The 17,214-nt window shown below is 44.0% G+C and carries 15 protein-coding genes and 2 tRNA genes; 16 read left to right on the top strand and 1 reads right to left on the bottom strand.

Translation table 11 applies throughout. The features are described from left to right. Positions 1-28 precede the first annotated feature (28 nt). The 3 genes from AB4298_RS15885 to secF all read left to right on the top strand — a co-directional run bounded on the left by AB4298_RS15885 (position 29) and on the right by secF (position 3,668). Positions 29-574 carry a hypothetical protein gene (locus AB4298_RS15885; protein ID WP_371987458.1) on the top strand — a complete coding sequence of 182 codons (546 nt, stop codon included), beginning with the start codon at positions 29-31 and terminating at the stop codon, positions 572-574. 357 nt (positions 575-931) lie between these two features. Continuing rightward, the gene (gene secD, locus AB4298_RS15880; RefSeq protein ID WP_371987457.1) at positions 932-2,746 is read left to right on the top strand and encodes a protein translocase subunit SecD; all 1,815 of its coding nucleotides are present in this window, start codon (positions 932-934) and stop codon (positions 2,744-2,746) included. Positions 2,747-2,750: 4 nt separating this feature from the next. Further along, positions 2,751-3,668, top strand: a complete 918-nt coding sequence (gene secF, locus AB4298_RS15875) for a protein translocase subunit SecF (RefSeq protein ID WP_371987456.1) — start codon at positions 2,751-2,753, stop codon at positions 3,666-3,668. Between the two features lie 108 nt (positions 3,669-3,776). On the opposite strand, the gene yhbY is transcribed toward secF, so the two are convergent. Next, entirely contained in the window at positions 3,777-4,076 is a 300-nt protein-coding gene (yhbY, locus tag AB4298_RS15870) for a ribosome assembly RNA-binding protein YhbY (protein WP_220780365.1), read from the bottom strand. Between the two features lie 93 nt (positions 4,077-4,169). Between yhbY and rlmE the strand changes: the two genes are divergently transcribed. The 13 genes from rlmE to truB all read left to right on the top strand — a co-directional run bounded on the left by rlmE (position 4,170) and on the right by truB (position 17,141). Beyond that, positions 4,170-4,799 (top strand): 23S rRNA (uridine(2552)-2'-O)-methyltransferase RlmE, encoded by a 630-nt coding sequence (gene rlmE, locus AB4298_RS15865; protein ID WP_248470992.1) that lies wholly within the window; start codon positions 4,170-4,172, stop codon positions 4,797-4,799. Positions 4,800-4,868: 69 nt separating this feature from the next. Next, on the top strand, positions 4,869-6,812 hold the full coding sequence (gene ftsH / locus AB4298_RS15860) for an ATP-dependent zinc metalloprotease FtsH (RefSeq protein WP_371987454.1): 1,944 nt from the start codon (positions 4,869-4,871) through the stop codon (positions 6,810-6,812). A 58-nt stretch (positions 6,813-6,870) separates the two neighbouring features. Continuing rightward, on the top strand, positions 6,871-7,713 hold the full coding sequence (folP, locus tag AB4298_RS15855; RefSeq protein ID WP_371987453.1) for a dihydropteroate synthase: 843 nt from the start codon (positions 6,871-6,873) through the stop codon (positions 7,711-7,713). A 98-nt stretch (positions 7,714-7,811) separates the two neighbouring features. Then, positions 7,812-9,149: a phosphoglucosamine mutase gene (gene glmM / locus AB4298_RS15850; RefSeq protein ID WP_371987452.1), complete on the top strand. Its 1,338-nt coding sequence runs from the start codon at positions 7,812-7,814 to the stop codon at positions 9,147-9,149. A gap of 197 nt (positions 9,150-9,346) precedes the next feature. Continuing rightward, on the top strand, positions 9,347-10,129 hold the full coding sequence (gene tpiA / locus AB4298_RS15845) for a triose-phosphate isomerase (RefSeq protein WP_028769143.1): 783 nt from the start codon (positions 9,347-9,349) through the stop codon (positions 10,127-10,129). 1 nt (position 10,130) lies between these two features. After that, the gene (secG, locus tag AB4298_RS15840; RefSeq protein ID WP_248998670.1) at positions 10,131-10,466 is read left to right on the top strand and encodes a preprotein translocase subunit SecG; all 336 of its coding nucleotides are present in this window, start codon (positions 10,131-10,133) and stop codon (positions 10,464-10,466) included. 112 nt (positions 10,467-10,578) lie between these two features. Then, positions 10,579-10,665 (top strand) — tRNA-Leu (locus AB4298_RS15835). A 103-nt stretch (positions 10,666-10,768) separates the two neighbouring features. Then, positions 10,769-10,845: transfer RNA gene (locus AB4298_RS15830), tRNA-Met, on the top strand. A gap of 159 nt (positions 10,846-11,004) precedes the next feature. Further along, positions 11,005-11,460: a ribosome maturation factor RimP gene (gene rimP, locus AB4298_RS15825; RefSeq protein WP_248998669.1), complete on the top strand. Its 456-nt coding sequence runs from the start codon at positions 11,005-11,007 to the stop codon at positions 11,458-11,460. A 27-nt stretch (positions 11,461-11,487) separates the two neighbouring features. Further along, complete coding sequence (nusA, locus tag AB4298_RS15820; RefSeq protein WP_248998668.1) at positions 11,488-12,987, top strand: transcription termination factor NusA; 1,500 nt, start codon at positions 11,488-11,490, stop codon at positions 12,985-12,987. Between the two features lie 27 nt (positions 12,988-13,014). Next, on the top strand, positions 13,015-15,705 hold the full coding sequence (infB, locus tag AB4298_RS15815) for a translation initiation factor IF-2 (RefSeq protein WP_248998667.1): 2,691 nt from the start codon (positions 13,015-13,017) through the stop codon (positions 15,703-15,705). Positions 15,706-15,765: 60 nt separating this feature from the next. Beyond that, the gene (gene rbfA, locus AB4298_RS15810) at positions 15,766-16,194 is read left to right on the top strand and encodes a 30S ribosome-binding factor RbfA (RefSeq protein WP_248998666.1); all 429 of its coding nucleotides are present in this window, start codon (positions 15,766-15,768) and stop codon (positions 16,192-16,194) included. Beyond that, complete coding sequence (truB, locus tag AB4298_RS15805; RefSeq protein ID WP_248998665.1) at positions 16,194-17,141, top strand: tRNA pseudouridine(55) synthase TruB; 948 nt, start codon at positions 16,194-16,196, stop codon at positions 17,139-17,141. Before rbfA ends, truB begins: the two co-directional genes overlap by 1 nt. Positions 17,142-17,214: the final 73 nt, after the last annotated feature.

Here is a 17,214-nt window from a genome sequence, read left to right as displayed (position 1 = left end):
GCAGCTATTCTGGCGGTTTGGATTAATAATGTTATTCATAGGAGGATTATTCCTGTCGCCTATGTCTGTTATTGCGTCTGAACAAAGTTTAATTAGCCAGTTCACTTCAGTTCAAGTCGACACTCAAAACGCTATTACTGCTAGCCAGCAACTTGCTACTTCATCGCTGCCACAGGACGATAAACCGTTAAATACTCACTCGCATTTAACGGATACAGATCTAATTGGCTTAACTCAGCTTGAACTTATTAGCATCAACGGTTCACCTAAAGGGTTACCAATAACGCTAAGAGAGCAGCCAGCCAAGCAGCCCAGTGGTAATGAGTCTGAGTATGCGCCACTAGTTTCTCAGCGTTTTGTCAGCTTTTCACAGCATGACCCACTGCAAAGCCGTCCCCAATATTTGCTAGCTTTTGAGTTTTCATCGCCACCGATCCCGTCCCTTGTGATCGGTTATCGCATTGATGTTAAGCCAACAGTTGATTGGTCATTACACATTAATGGCTGCTCACATCGACTTTCCGCATGGAAAGAGTCCAACCTCCTTTATCGTTACTCTCAAACTCGAGCTTAGTTCGACTCGATAGGCCTTAGGGTTTATCTCATTTCATTTAAAACAACACCGCTACCGAGAATGGTCTAGTTTGCGACGCTTTTATTTGAGCTTATATTTTGCTTCTTAATAAAACAGTAGGCCTAAGCCATAGATACTCTGATCATTAGTCTAGATAACAACTCTTAATTAATGCATTAGAAAGCAAAGCTATTGTTAGCTAACTATTAGTTACTAGCCATTAAAAAAGGGCTTAACGCTATGGGGTTGCAAACAAAGCATGCGCTTTTGGTAACGACAAATGAACGGCCTTTGAAAAGAGCTGGAACCTTCCACCTTTTGACCGTTCACCATCGCGTATTTAGTGAAGAGCGAAATATGAGAGAGCAAAATAAAGCAACAATTCTGAACCATTACTCAGCCTGGAAATATGTGCTGTTAGTGGTCACTATCACCGTAATGCTATTTAGTGCATTGCCAACATTTTTTGGCGAAGATGCAGCGGTACAAATAGCGCCGGAAGCCCAACTTAATATTAACCCGTTGGAGCTGCATCAGTTATTAGTATCTAAAGGCATCGATTTAAAACGAATCGATCAAGCCCAAGGTAAAACTACGGTCATTCTTGCTGATAATACTCAGCAAGCAGAGCTTAAAACGTTATTAGGTAACCAAGTAGAAGACCCATCAAAATTGACGTTAACCTTGGCTCCAGCAGCGCCTAATTGGCTATTATCTTTGGGGGTTACCCCAATAAAACTAGGGCTAGATCTACGCGGAGGGGTGCAGTTTTTATTAGATGTTGAAATCGAACCTGTTTATAAGTTGCATAACAATGCCTTTGTTGAAGCGGTTAGGCAGTTTGTACGCCAAGACTCCTTGTTTGGTGTGAGTGTTAAGCAACAAGTTGATGGCGGCGTGCATATTTCGGCAACGGATCTTAACCAGCGCGCGGTTATTCGTGAGTTCATTAAAACCCAATATCCTAATTGGCAAATGTCTAATTCTGGCGATAATTCGTTACAACTGGCTTTGTCTGAAACTGAAAAGTTCAATATTCGCGACTTGACGGTAAAACAAAACCTGCAAATTATGCGCAGCCGCATTGAGCAACTAGGGATTACTGAGGTTGTGGTACAGCGCCAAGGAGAGCACCGTATTCGCATTGAACTACCGGGTGTGCAAGATCCTGCGGCAGCTAAATCAGTGATTGGTGCCACGGCAAGTTTGGCTTTTTATCAAGTTAAACAGCCAGGCTCTGTTAATGCTAAAACCCTAAGAGATGAGCAAGGCCAAGCTGTGTATGTTGCTAGGCGTCCAGTATTAGGTGGTGAACATATTGTTGATGCTCGTGCATCGCTTGGTGAAATGGGCTTACCTGAAGTGGTTATTCATCTTGATCGCGATGGCGGTAGCATGATGTCGGACTTTTCTCGTCACAACATAGGCAAACCAATGGCTACATCTTACAGCGAATACAGCCGTGATGATAAAGGTCAAATCAGACAAACTACCGAGGTTATCAGTGTTGCAACCATCCAATCTCAGTTAGGCGATCGCTTTAGTATTACTGGTGCTGGCAATTACGCCGAGGCGCAGCAACTGGCGTTATTGCTTCGAGCCGGTTCAATGACTGCACCTGTCACTATTGTAGAAGAGCGCACAATTGGACCGAGCTTAGGTGAAGAGAATATTACCAATGGTTTTTCAGCCCTTGCGTTAGGTATGGGAGTTACCTTGCTGTTTATGGGGCTTTGGTACCGCCGACTTGGCTGGGTGGCAAACGTGGCGTTAATGACCAATATGATCTTAATTTTTGGCTTGATGGCGTTAATCCCTGGAGCAGTTTTAACTTTACCCGGTATTGCAGGGTTAGTGCTTACTGTTGGTATGGCCGTTGATACCAACGTACTTATCTTTGAGCGAATTAAAGATAAGCTAAAAGAGGGGCGAAGTTTTGCTCATGCCATCGATCGAGGCTTTGACAGTGCGTTTTCAACCATTGTTGATGCTAACTTCACCACCATGATCACTGCAGTTGTACTTTATGCCATTGGTAATGGGCCGATTCAAGGCTTTGCATTAACCCTCGGGCTTGGTTTGTTGACCAGTATGTTTACTGGAATATTTGCATCGAGAGCGCTGATTAACTGGGCTTATGGTAGCAACTTTAGTCGTAACGTGAAGGTGTAATATAATGAATAATATTAATCTGAAAAATTTAAAAAGCTTAAGCAAGTTAACTAAAGCTCGTTACCTTTCAAGTGTATTTTCGTTACTGCTCATGCTGGGATCCGTGGCGATTATCGTGGCTAACGGTTTTAATTGGGGGCTGGATTTTACTGGCGGCATAGTGACCGAAGTTAAGTTAGATCCTAATATTAACGCGGCGCAAATAAGCCAAGTGCTTGGCAAAGAGTCAGCGCAAGAAGTCAGTGTTATTTCGGCAGGTGAACCGGGGCGTTGGGTATTGCGTTACGCTAAAGTGGATAATGCCGCGACGGGTGACATTAAAACGGTATTGGCACCTTTAACTAATAATGTTGAAGTACTCAATTCTAGTATCGTGGGGCCGCAAATTGGCCAGGAATTGGCAGAACAAGGAGGTTTAGCATTACTTGCCGCTATGCTTTGTATTTTGGGCTATTTAAGCTTTCGTTTTGAATGGCGCCTTGCAAGTGGCGCGCTATTAGCGCTCTTCCATGACGTTATTTTTGTATTAGCCTTTTTTGCCTTAACACAAATGGAGTTCAACTTAACCATTTTAGCCGCGGTGTTGGCTATTTTAGGTTATTCACTTAACGATTCTATTGTTATTGCAGACAGGGTACGCGAGGTTTTAATAGCTAAACCGAAAATGGCAACAGATGAGATTTGCAGTAGCGCAGTAAAAGCGACGTTCTCAAGAACTATGGTGACTAGTGGCACCACTTTGTTTACCGTTGGCGCGCTGTGGATTATGGGCGGGGCACCTTTACAAGGCTTCTCTATTGCCATGTTCCTAGGGATTATGATTGGTACTTTGTCGTCAATTTCGGTAGGAACTTGTTTGCCTGAATTATTGAAAGTTAAAGCTGAACACTATGAGGTAACGCCGATTAGCGACACGCCGTAGAATTTTATTCGTATAAACATAGGATAAAAAAAGAGCCGCTGATTAATCAGCGGCTCTTTTTATTTATCTTGCATTGACAGCGATAAAGATTAAAGCTGTCTTTGCTAATTACTTTGCCTTTGGCACAGCAATTTTCATTTCTTCAGACTGACGGAACAGTACTAGAACGTGACCGATAAGCTGTACTTTTTCAGCTTTAGTTTCACGTACAATGGCATCTACGATAGCGTTTTTAAGTTCTCTGTCACCAGAGGCTACTTTCACTTTAATCAATTCATGATAAGAAAGTGCATTATCAATTTCAGCCAGTACACCTTCAGTCAAGCCGTTGCCACCAAGCATCACTACAGGCTTGAGACTGTGCGCTAAGCCTTTTAAGTGCTGTTTTTGTTTGGTTGTTAAGTTCATTTATACCAACTTTATGCTGAGTTACTGTTGAAAACCCGCTATTCTACCCTTATATATGCTTTGTGTAACTCTCAATTTTGTTGCGGATTTTAAATGTCAGGAAAAAAACGAACGGCTAGCTCCTCTCGCTGGATGCAGGAACATTTCGACGATCACTATGTCAAACTATCGCAAAAGCGTGGTTTAAGGTCGCGCGCGGCCTTTAAGCTTGAAGAGATCCAAGAAAAAGATAAACTCATTCGACCGGGAATGACGGTTGTCGATTTAGGTGCTGCACCGGGTGGTTGGTCGCAAATAGCGGTAAAACTAGCTGGAGACAAAGGTAAAGTTATCGCGTGTGATATCTTGCCGATGGATCCAATTGTTGGTGTTGATTTCCTACAAGGCGATTTTCGCGAAGAAAAAGTACTGGATGCATTATTAACTCGTGTTGGTGATGCTAAAGTCGATGTGGTGTTATCTGATATGGCACCTAATATGAGTGGTTCTGGTGGCGTTGATCAACCTCGGGCCATGTATTTAGTGGAGCTTGCGTTAGATATGTGCCATCAAGTTTTGGCGCCAAACGGATGCTTCGCGGTTAAAGTCTTTCAGGGGGAGGGCTTTGATGAATACATGAAAGCGGTTAAAGAGGCGTTTAAAACGGTTAAAACACGCAAGCCCGATTCTTCACGACCACGTTCGCGTGAAGTCTATCTTGTGGCGACGGGCTACAAGTTATAGTAATCTATCGTAAGTACTCTAACATTTGTTTTCGAAAGACTTTAAAAGAGGTCGAGTAATTTGAGTGACATGGCAAAAAATTTAATTCTCTGGGTTGTCATCGCTGTAGTGTTGATGTCAGTTTTTCAGGGCTATTCCCCCTCTTCATCAACTAAGACGAAGATGGATTATTCAACCTTTTTGGATGATGTTCGCTCAGGGCAGGTTAGTACTGTCGAAGTGAAAAGCGACCAACGTACAATTGAAGGTACCACGCGTTCAGGTGAAAAATTTGTCACCATTATGCCGATGCCAGATCTTGATTTAATCAACGATCTTGACCGTAAAGGCATCATGATGAAAGGCCAAGAAGCTGAAGAGTCGGGTTTCTTAACTCAAATCTTTATCTCTTGGTTCCCAATGCTATTGCTTATCGGTGTGTGGATCTTCTTCATGCGTCAGATGCAAGGCGGTGGCGGTAAAGGTGCTATGTCGTTTGGTAAGAGTAAAGCCAAATTGATGAGCGAAGACCAAATTAAGACGACTTTTGGCGATGTTGCAGGTTGTGACGAAGCAAAAGAAGACGTTAAAGAATTGGTTGATTACCTAAAAGAGCCTACAAAGTTCCAAAAGCTCGGTGGCCGTATTCCTACTGGTGTGTTGCTAGTTGGTCCACCAGGTACAGGTAAAACTTTGCTCGCGAAGGCGATTGCTGGTGAAGCAAAAGTACCATTCTTTACTATTTCAGGTTCTGATTTCGTAGAAATGTTTGTTGGTGTTGGTGCATCTCGTGTACGTGACATGTTTGAACAAGCTAAAAAATCTGCTCCTTGTATTATTTTTATCGATGAAATCGATGCTGTAGGTCGTCAACGTGGCGCAGGTGTTGGTGGTGGTCACGATGAGCGTGAGCAAACACTTAACCAAATGCTAGTAGAGATGGACGGCTTCGAAGGTAACGAAGGTATTATCGTTATTGCTGCGACTAACCGCCCAGACGTGCTAGATGCTGCATTACTTCGTCCAGGTCGTTTCGACCGTCAAGTCGTTGTTGGTCTACCTGATGTACGTGGTCGTGAACAGATCCTTAAAGTGCATATGCGCAAAGTGCCTTTAGCTGATGGCGTTAAAGCAAGTGTAATCGCTCGTGGTACACCTGGTTTCTCTGGTGCAGACCTTGCAAACCTTGTTAACGAAGCAGCCTTGTTTGCTGCTCGTAACAGCCGCCGTGTTGTAGGTATGGAAGAGTTTGAAAGTGCAAAAGACAAAATCATGATGGGTGCTGAGCGCCGGACCATGGTGATGTCTGAAGACGAAAAAGAGATGACGGCTTATCATGAAGCGGGTCATGCAATCGTAGGTTGTTTAGTCCCTGAGCACGACCCTGTGCACAAGGTGACTATTATTCCTCGTGGTCGTGCGCTTGGTGTGACGTTCTTCTTGCCTGAAGCAGATGCTATCAGCCAAAGTCGTCGCAAACTTGAGAGTCAAATCTCGGTTGCTTATGGCGGGCGTATTGCAGAAGATATTATTTATGGCAGTGAAAAAGTCTCGACGGGTGCTTCACAAGACATTAAGTATGCAACCTCTATTGCGCGTAACATGGTTACTCAGTGGGGCTTCTCTGAAAAGCTAGGTCCAGTACTTTACGCTGAAGATGAAAATGAAGTGTTCTTAGGACGCAGCATGGGTAAATCTCAGCACATGTCTGATGACACTGCGCGTGTTATTGACGCTGAAGTTAAAATGCTAATTGATGCAAATTATGAACGCGCACATACTTTCTTAACCGAAAATATGGATATTCTTCACGCAATGAAAGATGCATTGATGAAGTACGAAACTATTGATGCGAATCAAATTGACGACTTAATGGCACGTCGTGAAGTACGTATGCCTGCTGAATGGGAAAAAGATCAGCAGTCAAACGACAAAGACAACAATGATACTTCTTCTGAAAAGAAAGAAGAGATCAAGAAAACTAAAGAAGATAAGCCTGACGTCAGCGACGCTGATGAATCACCAGCTAAGTAAACTTTAGTGAAATTAAGAAAACCCCTTTTAGGGGTTTTCTTGTTTACGGTACTTTATTTTGTCTAAATTAATCTCTAATGGTAAAACGCTTGAGTTAAGTTCTCCGGTCGTTATGGGGATCCTCAATGTGACCCCCGACTCCTTTTCTGATGGTGGTGAGTTCTCATCATTTACGACAGCTTGCCAGCAAGCCGATTTGATGGTGGCGCAAGGCGCCAAAATTATTGATATAGGCGGTGAGTCGACTCGCCCTGGTGCACAAGATGTGTCAGCTGAAGATGAGCTAGCGCGAGTGTTACCGTTAATTGAGTATATAAGCGCTAAGCATGATGTTTGGATTTCTATCGATACCAGCAAAGCTACCGTAATGGAAGCCGCGGTGAATGCTGGCGCGCATTTGATTAATGATGTCAGGGCGCTACAAGAGCCTGGGGCACTTGAGGTTGCAGCAAAGCTTAATGTGCCTGTTTGCTTAATGCATATGCAGGGGCAACCACGAACCATGCAAGACGCGCCTCATTATGATGACGTCCTAGCTGATATTAATCAGTTTTTTGAGCAACGAGTTTCTGCTTGTGTTGCCGAAGGCATCAAGCGCGAAAATATTGTGCTTGATCCTGGTTTTGGGTTCGGTAAATCATTGGCTCATAATTATGAGCTACTGAATCGCATAAGCGAGTTTTCTGTATTTAACTTGCCTATTCTGGCTGGGCTTTCACGTAAGAGTATGTTCGGCCAATTACTTGGACGTGAGGTATCACAAAGACTTAGTGCAACTCTTGCTGGTAATATGTTGGCTATACAGTCAGGTGCCAAGATAGTGCGGGTACATGACGTACAAGAAACCTGTGACATGATAGCAGTGTTAGACGCTGCAAAGAATTTTAAAACTTTAGCATAACACTTGGCTTTTTATGCCGGCGGTTCAGCTAGGGTTAGTATTTTTTACGGTAGAATCGATGGATTTAGATCTACCTGATTATTAAGTTTGGAGTTCAAGTGAAGCAAAGACAATTTTTTGGAACAGACGGTATTCGCGGTAAAGTTGGCGCGGGTAAAATGACCCCAGAATTGGCGCTAAAACTAGGTTGGGCGGCTGGACGTGTTTTATCTCGTGCTGGCACCCATAAAGTTATTATTGGTAAGGATACTCGGATCTCTGGTTACTTATTTGAATCTGCGTTAGAGGCTGGTTTGTCTGCGGCAGGTATTGATGTAATGCTTATCGGTCCTATGCCTACTCCCGCAGTTGCTTATCTTACGCGCACATTCCGCGCTGAAGCGGGTATTGTGATTAGCGCATCTCACAACCCTTATTACGATAACGGTATTAAGTTTTTTGCCAACGATGGTAGCAAGCTTGATGATGACGTTGAGCTGGAAATTGAAGCAGAGCTTGAAAAACCATTAGCATGCGTAGAATCTCACTTGCTAGGTAAAGTTGCGCGTATTGATGATGCAGCTGGTCGCTACATTGAATATTGTAAGAGTCACTTCCCTGCAGAACAGACTTTAAGTGGCCTTAAAATTGTGGTCGATTGTGCCCATGGCGCAACTTACCATATAGCACCTAGTGTGTTTAGAGAGCTAGGAGCAGAAGTTATTGCTATTGGCGATAAACCTAATGGCTTAAACATCAACGATAAAGTTGGTGCAACATCTATGGCGAAGATCTGTGAAACTGTGTTAGCTGAAAATGCTGATTTAGGTATTGCACTAGATGGTGATGGCGACCGAATTATGATGGTTAATCGTCATGGTCGTGTGATTGATGGCGATGAAATTTTGTATATTTTAGCCTGTGATGCTCAGCAACGTGGCATTCTTCGCGGTGGTGTTGTTGGTACTTTAATGTCAAATCTTGGCTTAGATCTCGCATTACAAGCGCTTAATATTCCATTTGTACGCTCTAAAGTGGGCGACCGCTACGTCATGGAACTATTAAAAGAACACGATTGGCGCATCGGTGGTGAAAACTCCGGTCATATTTTGAATCTGGATCATGGTACAACTGGTGACGGCATTGTTGCGGGTATTTTGGTCTTGGCTGCAATGCAGCGTCAAAATGCAAGCTTAGAACAACTGACTGAAAGTATTACTATGTTGCCGCAGGTACTAGTGAATGTTCGCTTCGAAGGGGATAATGACCCTCTTGCTTCTGAGGTTGTACTAGCAGCTAAAACTGAAGTAGAGCAAAAACTGGGGGTTCGAGGCCGAGTTCTATTGCGTAAATCGGGAACAGAGCCGCTACTGCGTGTGATGGTTGAAGGCGATGAGCAAGAAGCTGTTACTGAATATGCTAACTATATTGCAGATGCCGTTCGTAATTTAGTTTAGTAATTAATGGAATAAACAAGGCAAATTTAGCCGTAGCGATTGAAATTACAGCAAAGGTAATCATTAATTGTACGGTTAGGTTCTTGGTAGCGCAAAAAACGCGCGTTCCCTCCGAGAATATAAAAAATAACGCCTTTAGGTATTGTAACTTAACAAGTGGTTCGCTATTATTCACGCCGCTTTCAAAGGAGACAGTGATGGCACTTAGACGTCCCATGGTTGCTGGTAATTGGAAAATGAATGGCAGTGCGCAACTAGCGCAAGAGCTTTTCAAAAAATTCGCTACTAAGCTCCAAGATGATTCAGCGGAAGTGGTATTATGTCCACCTTCTATTTACTTAGAAAGTGTTCGACAACTACTAGATGAAAACAAAGAAGCCTTAAACGGCTGCTTAGTCAGAATGGGCACACAAAACATAAGTCAACATGACTTTGGTGCATATACTGGCGAAATATCTGGTCAGATGTTAAAAGATTCAGGATGTCGATATGTTATTATCGGCCATTCAGAACGTCGCCGTATGTACGGAGAGACGAGTGATATCGTAGCAGAGAAATTTGCTGCAGCTCAAAAACATGGTTTGACCCCAATCTTATGTGTTGGTGAGTCAGGTCCAGCTCGTGAAGCAAGACGTACTTTTGAAGTGATTGCTGAAGAGTTAGATGTGGTCATTGAAAAAAATGGCACTATGGCTTTTGACAACGCGATTATCGCCTACGAGCCATTATGGGCAGTAGGAACGGGTAAGAGCGCTACGCCAGAGCAGGCTCAAGAAGTTCATGCGTTTATTCGCAAACGCCTCTCTGAAGTATCTCCATTTATCGGAGAAAATATCAGGATTTTGTACGGTGGCAGCGTAACACCGAGTAATGCAGCAGATTTGTTTGCTCAACCTGATGTAGACGGTGGATTGATTGGCGGTGTTAGCCTCAATGCTACCGAATTTCTCAGTTTATGTACGATAGCGATGAGCGCATAATATGTATGAAGTTCTAATGGTTGTTTACTTGTTGGTTGCGATTGGTCTAGTTGGCTTAATCCTTATCCAGCAAGGTAAAGGTGCTGACATGGGTGCTTCTTTTGGCGCCGGTGCTTCAGGTACTCTGTTCGGTTCATCTGGTTCTGGTAACTTTTTGACACGTTCAACTGCAGTTCTAGCTGTAGCGTTTTTTGCACTAAGCCTTACAATTGGTAACTTAAGTGCAAATCACTCTAAAGCTGAAGGTGCATGGGACGAGCTAGGAAGCAATGCAGCACAAGTTGTAGAACAAGTTCAGCAAGAAGCTGAAAAGTCAGAAGATAAGATCCCTGACTAATTCATAAGGAAACTTATGAAAGGTATCAATCATAATCGATTGATACCGACTGTAAGCCTGCTACTCCCTCTCTTGTAGCAGGCAAATAAAACAGTCAGATGTAACGATTTAAGCGGATGTGGTGGAATTGGTAGACACGCCAGCTTGAGGGGCTGGTGAGCGAAAGCTCGTGGGGGTTCAAGTCCCCCCATCCGCACCAAATCTTTGATTTCGACAATGACGAAATTGAAGATAATAAAGTGCTTTAAACAGCCTTTATTATTGCAAGTGAAGAGGTTTCTCAATATACTTGCACAAGTTGTCGCGGGGTGGAGCAGTTTGGTAGCTCGTCGGGCTCATAACCCGAAGGTCGTCGGTTCAAATCCGGCCCCCGCAACCAGCTTCCCAGTAAAGAATTTATTTCTATACTGTTACAGGTTCTGGATATATCAACCTCGTCATTACGGGGTTTTTTGTTATCTGGAACTTATAAAACGGTCACTTTCTGTGACGTGTACTGGGGCTATTAGGCCCTTTTTTGTTTTTCTGGGGGTTATCCTTGGCTACATTAGAACGCAAACTGGTAGAGATGCTCAAAGCGCCAGTTGAAGCATTAGGCCATAAGCTTTGGGGTTTGGAATATATTCAAGCAGGCAAGCATTCTATCTTGCGTCTATATATAGACAACGAAAAGGGCATCTTCATTGAAGATTGCGCCGAAGCTAGCCGCCAAGTCAGTGCTGTTATGGATGTTGAAGATCCAATCTCAACGGAATACACACTAGAAGTTTCTTCTCCTGGTGTAGACAGACCTCTATTTACTGCTGAGCAGTATCAGGCTTACATCGGTGAGACTGTAAAAGTACAACTAACGATGCCTGTTGCAGGCAGTCGTAATTTAAAAGGCACCGTTACTGGCGTGGATGGGCAAATGCTTAATCTGTCAGTCGATGGGAACGAACTTACTGTTGCTTTGGATAATATCCGTAAAGGCAACCTAATCGCTAAGTTTTGATGAACTCAAGGTGAACGAGGCAAGACAATGAATAAAGAGATTCTGCTAGTCGCTGAGGCGGTTTCAAATGAGAAAGGTGTACCGCGCGAAAAGATTTTTGAAGCGCTGGAAATTGCACTAGCCACAGCAACCAAGAAAAAATACGAAGGTGACATTGAAGTTCGTGTTGCTATCGATCGTAAGACTGGTGCTTATGAAACATTCCGTCGTTGGATGGTTGTTGAAGATCAAGGCGTTCCATTGGAAAACCCTTTCCGTGAAATCACCCTTGAAGCAGCAAAATTTGACGATCCAGAAGTTGAGTTAGGCGGTTTCATCGAAGATGAAATTGAATCAGTAGCATTCGACCGCATTACTACTCAAACAGCTAAGCAAGTTATCGTACAAAAAGTACGTGAAGCTGAGCGCGCACAAATCGTTGATCAGTTCCGTGATCGCGAAGGTGAGCTGATTGTTGGTGTTGTAAAGAAGAGTAACCGCGAAAGCGTCGTTGTTGATCTAGGTAACAATGCTGACGGCGTACTATTCAGAGAAGATCTCATCTCTCGTGAATCTTTCCGCCCTGGCGACCGTGTGCGTGCATTGCTTTACTCTGTACGTCCTGAAGCGCGCGGTGCTCAGTTATTCCTAACGCGTACTAAGCCAGATATGCTTATCGAGCTTTTCCGTGTTGAAGTACCGGAAATCCAAGACGAGATGATTGAAATCATGGGCGCTGCTCGTGATCCAGGTTCTCGCGCTAAGATTGCGGTTAAGTCTAATGACCGTCGTATCGATCCTATCGGTGCGTGTGTTGGTATGCGTGGTGCACGTGTACAAGCGGTTTCAAATGAACTTGGTGGTGAGCGTGTTGATATCGTGCTTTGGGACGATAACCCAGCTCAGTACGTAATTAACTGTATGGCTCCAGCTGATGTGGCTTCAATCATTGTTGATGAAGACAACCACTCAATGGATATCGCTGTAGAAGCAGATAGCCTAGCTCAAGCTATTGGCCGTAATGGTCAAAACATTCGTTTAGCAACTCAACTTTCTGGTTGGGAACTAAACGTAATGACAGTTGATGACATGAAAGCTAAGCATCAAGCTGAAAGCGCTAAAGTTGTTAACCTATTCATCCAAGCATTAGATGTTGATGAAGAGTTTGCTCAACTACTTTCTGACGAAGGTTTCACTTCTCTAGAAGAGATTGCTTACGTTCCAGAATCAGAGCTATTAGAAATTGATGGATTCGACGAAGATATCGTTGAGTCATTAAGAGAGCGTGCAAAAGCTGCGATCTCTACTCGTGCTCTTGCGACTGAGGAAGCACTAGATGGTGCTGAACCAAGTGAAGATCTTCTTGCGTTAGAAGGTTTGGATAGACACTTGGCATTCGTAATGGCAAGCAAAGGCGTTATTACGCTTGAAGATTTGGCCGAACAAGGCATTGATGATTTGATCGAAATTGAAGAATTAACAGAAGAAAAAGCAGGCGAGCTAATTATGGCTGCCCGTAATATCTGTTGGTTTGGCGAAGAAGCATAAGTCGATCAGCAGAGGGGAGTTTTATATATGGCGGATACTACAGTAGACAAGCTAGCCAAGGAAGTTGGGAAAAGCGCTGATCGTTTAGTCGAACAGTTTTCTCAGGCTGGTATCAAGAAGTCGGCAAGTGATACGGTTTCTGAATCTGAAAAACAGCAGTTGCTTGATTTCCTTAAGAAGCAACACGGTGGCGATGCAGCCCCACAGAAAATGACATTACAACGCAAATCAGTTTCAACACTCAGTGTTGCTGGTAGTGGCGGACAGTCAAAAGACGTGAAAGTCGAAGTACGTAAAAAGCGTACGTTCGTTAAGCGTGATGAAGCGGCTGAAGCGGAATTAGCAGCGGCTAAAGCAGAAGAAGCTAAAGCGGCAGCAGAAGCTGAAGCTAAAGCAAAAGCTGAAGTAGAAGCAAAGGCAAAAGCCGATGCTGAAGCGAAAGCAAAAGCTAAGGCAGAAGCCGAAGCTAAGGCGAAAGCAAAAGTGCAAACAGAAAAACCAGCAGTAGAAAGTGCTGAAGACAAAGCTGCTAAAGCAGAAGAAGCTAAATTGGTTGCAGCTCAAGAAGCGGCAGCAAAAGCAAAAGCAGACGAAGAAGCGGCTGCAACAGCAGAAGTGGCTCGTCGTCTAGCAGAAGAAAACGAAAAGCGTTGGGCTGAAGAAGAAAAAGCACGTAAAGAAGCTGAGAAATCAGTTGATCACCACGTGACTACCTCTACTGAAGCGCGTGCAGCTGAAGATACTGCAGATGCTAACGCAGAAAAGCGCGGTCGTCGTCCACGTAAGCCTTCAGCTAACGCTGGCAACAATGCTAACGCTAATGCGGGTGCAGGTAAGCCTGGCGGCAAAGGTAAGCGCGCTAAAGACAACCGTCGTGACAACCGTAACTCACGTAACACACGTAACAACCGCAGTGTAGCACCTGAGTCAATGGATCACGCATTCACCAAGCCTGCTGCAGTGGTTAAAGCTGACGTAAGCATCGGTGAAACGGTATCAGTTTCTGAGTTGGCTTCTAAGATGTCAATCAAGGCGACTGAAATCATTAAGCAGATGATGAAGATGGGTTCTATGGTTACTATTAACCAAGTCCTAGACCAAGAAACTGCGCAGCTAGTTGCTGAAGAAATGGGCCACAAAGTAGTGCTTACTCGTGAAAACGAACTAGAGCACCAAGTACTTGCTGACCGTAACGGTGACGTTAAAGTTGAACCTCGTGCGCCAGTTGTTACCATTATGGGTCACGTTGACCATGGTAAGACATCGCTACTTGACTACATTCGTCGTGCTAAAGTTGCATCAGGTGAGGCGGGTGGTATTACTCAGCACATCGGTGCATACCACGTTGAAACTGATAACGGCATGATCACTTTCTTAGATACTCCTGGTCACGCGGCGTTTACCGCTATGCGTGCTCGTGGTGCTAAGGCTACTGACATCGTAATTCTTGTAGTTGCAGCAGACGATGGTGTAATGCCACAAACAATTGAAGCTATCCAACACGCTAAAGCGGGTGGTGTACCTCTGATTGTTGCTGTCAACAAGATTGATAAGCCAGAAGCTGATCCAGATCGTGTTAAGTCTGAGCTTTCTCAGCACGGCGTAATGTCAGAAGACTGGGGCGGAAACAACATGTTTGTTCACGTTTCAGCTAAAGCAGGTACAGGTATCGACGAACTACTAGAAGGTATTCTTCTAGAAGCTGAAGTACTTGAGCTTAAAGCGGTTCGTGAAGGTATGGCTGCGGGTGTTGTTGTTGAGTCTAAGCTTGATAAAGGCCGTGGTCCAGTTGCAACCGTGCTTGTACAAGAAGGTACACTTAAGCAAGGCGATATCGTTCTATGTGGTCTAGAGTACGGTAAAGTCCGTGCAATGAAAGACGAGAACGGTAAGTCAATCACTGAAGCGGGTCCATCAATTCCAGTAGAGATCTTAGGTCTTTCTGGTGTGCCATCAGCGGGTGATGAAGCGACTGTTGTACGCGATGAGCGTAAAGCACGTGAAGTTGCACTTTACCGTCAAGGTAAGTTCCGTGATGTTAAACTTGCACGTCAGCAGAAGTCTAAGCTTGAAAACATGTTCGCCAATATGGTTGAAGGTGAAGTTCAAGAGCTTAACTTGGTACTTAAAGCAGACGTTCAAGGTTCACTTGAAGCGATTGCTGACTCACTTGAGAAGCTATCAACAGACGAAGTTAAAGTTAACATCATCGCTCGCGGTGTGGGTGGCTTAACTGAAACTGATGCAACTCTAGCTGCAGCGTCTAACGCTATCATGGTTGGCTTTAACGTTCGTGCTGATGCACAGGCGCGTAAAGTTGTTGATAGTGAAAGTGTTGATCTACGTTACTACAGCATCATTTATCAATTGATTGATGAAGTTCGTGACGCAATGAGCGGCATGCTAGCACCTGAGTTCAAGCAAGAGATTATTGGTCTTGCTGAAGTTCGTGACGTATTTAAGTCGCCTAAGATTGGTGCAATCGCTGGTTGTATGGTTACCGAAGGTACCATCAAGCGTAGCGCTCCAATCCGCGTTCTACGTGACAACGTTGTTATCTATGAAGGTGAGCTTGAATCTCTTCGCCGCTTTAAAGATGACGTTAACGATGTTCGTAACGGCATGGAATGTGGTATCGGTGTGAAGAACTATAATGACGTCAGAGTTGGCGATCAGATTGAAGTCTTCGAAACGGTAGAAATTGCACGTACCTTGTAATTTATCGAGTTAGTTATAAGGGCGGCGTTAGCCGCCCTTAATATTTATGGCAAATATATTATGGCAAAAGAATTTAGTCGTACACGCCGTATCGCACAGCAGCTACAGCAAGAGCTAGCCGTTGTTCTTCAGCGTGACATGAAAGACCCACGTATCGGTTTTGTCACTGTTAATGACGTTGATGTGTCTCGCGACCTTAGCTACGCAAAAGTTTATGTCACCTTCTTTGAAGAAGACATCAAACTTGTCGAGCAGAAAGTTGAAGCGTTAGACGCTGCAGCGGGTTACATTCGTTCATTAGTTGCAGGCCGCATGAAGCTGCGTGTGATGCCTGAATTACGTTTTATCTACGATAGTTCACTTGTTGAAGGTATGCGTATGTCTAATCTAGTTAGCCGCGTTATCAGCAACGATGAAGCTAAGCAGAAGCAACACGGTATTGAACCTGATGCTACTCAAGATGATTCTAAGGATGAGGGCGATAAGTAATGGCACGTCGTTCTCGCGGCCGTTTTATCGACGGTATTGTACTGTTAGATAAAGACACCGGCATGAGCTCTAACTTTGCGCTACAAAGAGTTAAACGCTTTTTTAATGCAAATAAAGCAGGTCATACTGGCGCTCTGGATCCGCTAGCAACGGGTATGTTACCTATCTGCTTAGGTGAAGCGACTAAGTTTTCCCAACACTTGCTTGACGCTGATAAGCGTTATTTAGTGACGGCAAAACTGGGTCAACGCACCGACACCAGTGATTCAGATGGTGAAATTGTTCAAACGAGAGAAATTAACTTCACTCAAGAGCAATTAGAAACAGCTTTAGAGCACTTTCGTGGTGAAACCATGCAGGTGCCTTCAATGTTTTCGGCGCTTAAATATCAAGGTCAACCTTTATATAAATATGCGCGTGAAGGCATTGAAGTACCACGTGAGGCGCGTCCTATCAATGTATTTGAACTTAACTTTATCAGCTTAGAAGGCGATGAGTTAACTTTAGATATCCATTGTTCAAAGGGCACTTACATCCGAACTATCACCGATGATTTAGGTGAGATGCTAGGCTGTGGCGCACACGTGATTATGTTGCGCCGTACTCAGGTTGCAGGCTATCCATACGATAAGATGGTGTCACTGAAGCAACTTGAAGAGTTAGTGGCTAAAGCTGAAGAAGAGTCTTTGACTTTGTCTGATGTATTAGACCCTCTGCTATTACCTATGGATACTGCAGTTAGTGGCTTTAAAGAGGTGAACGTCTCTGATGAATTAGCCACTTATTTAATGAACGGTAACCCAGTTCAAGTTTCGAATTTGCCTGTCGATGAGCTAGTGCGGATCACTATTGGTGATGAGCGCAAGTTTGTTGGTATTGGCCAAATGAATGACGATGGTCAGCTTGCACCTAAGCGACTCATCGTTTTAAGAGAGCCGCAAGCCTAATCGCAGATTTAATCTGATATTAGTATTGCTACCTATTATGTAAATAGGTAGAATGGCGCGCCCCTTTGGCTGA

Source organism: Shewanella sp. 10N.261.52.F9 (assembly GCF_041471165.1).
GTDB lineage: Bacteria > Pseudomonadota > Gammaproteobacteria > Enterobacterales > Shewanellaceae > Shewanella > Shewanella marinintestina.
This window is presented reverse-complemented; position numbering and strand designations above follow the sequence as displayed.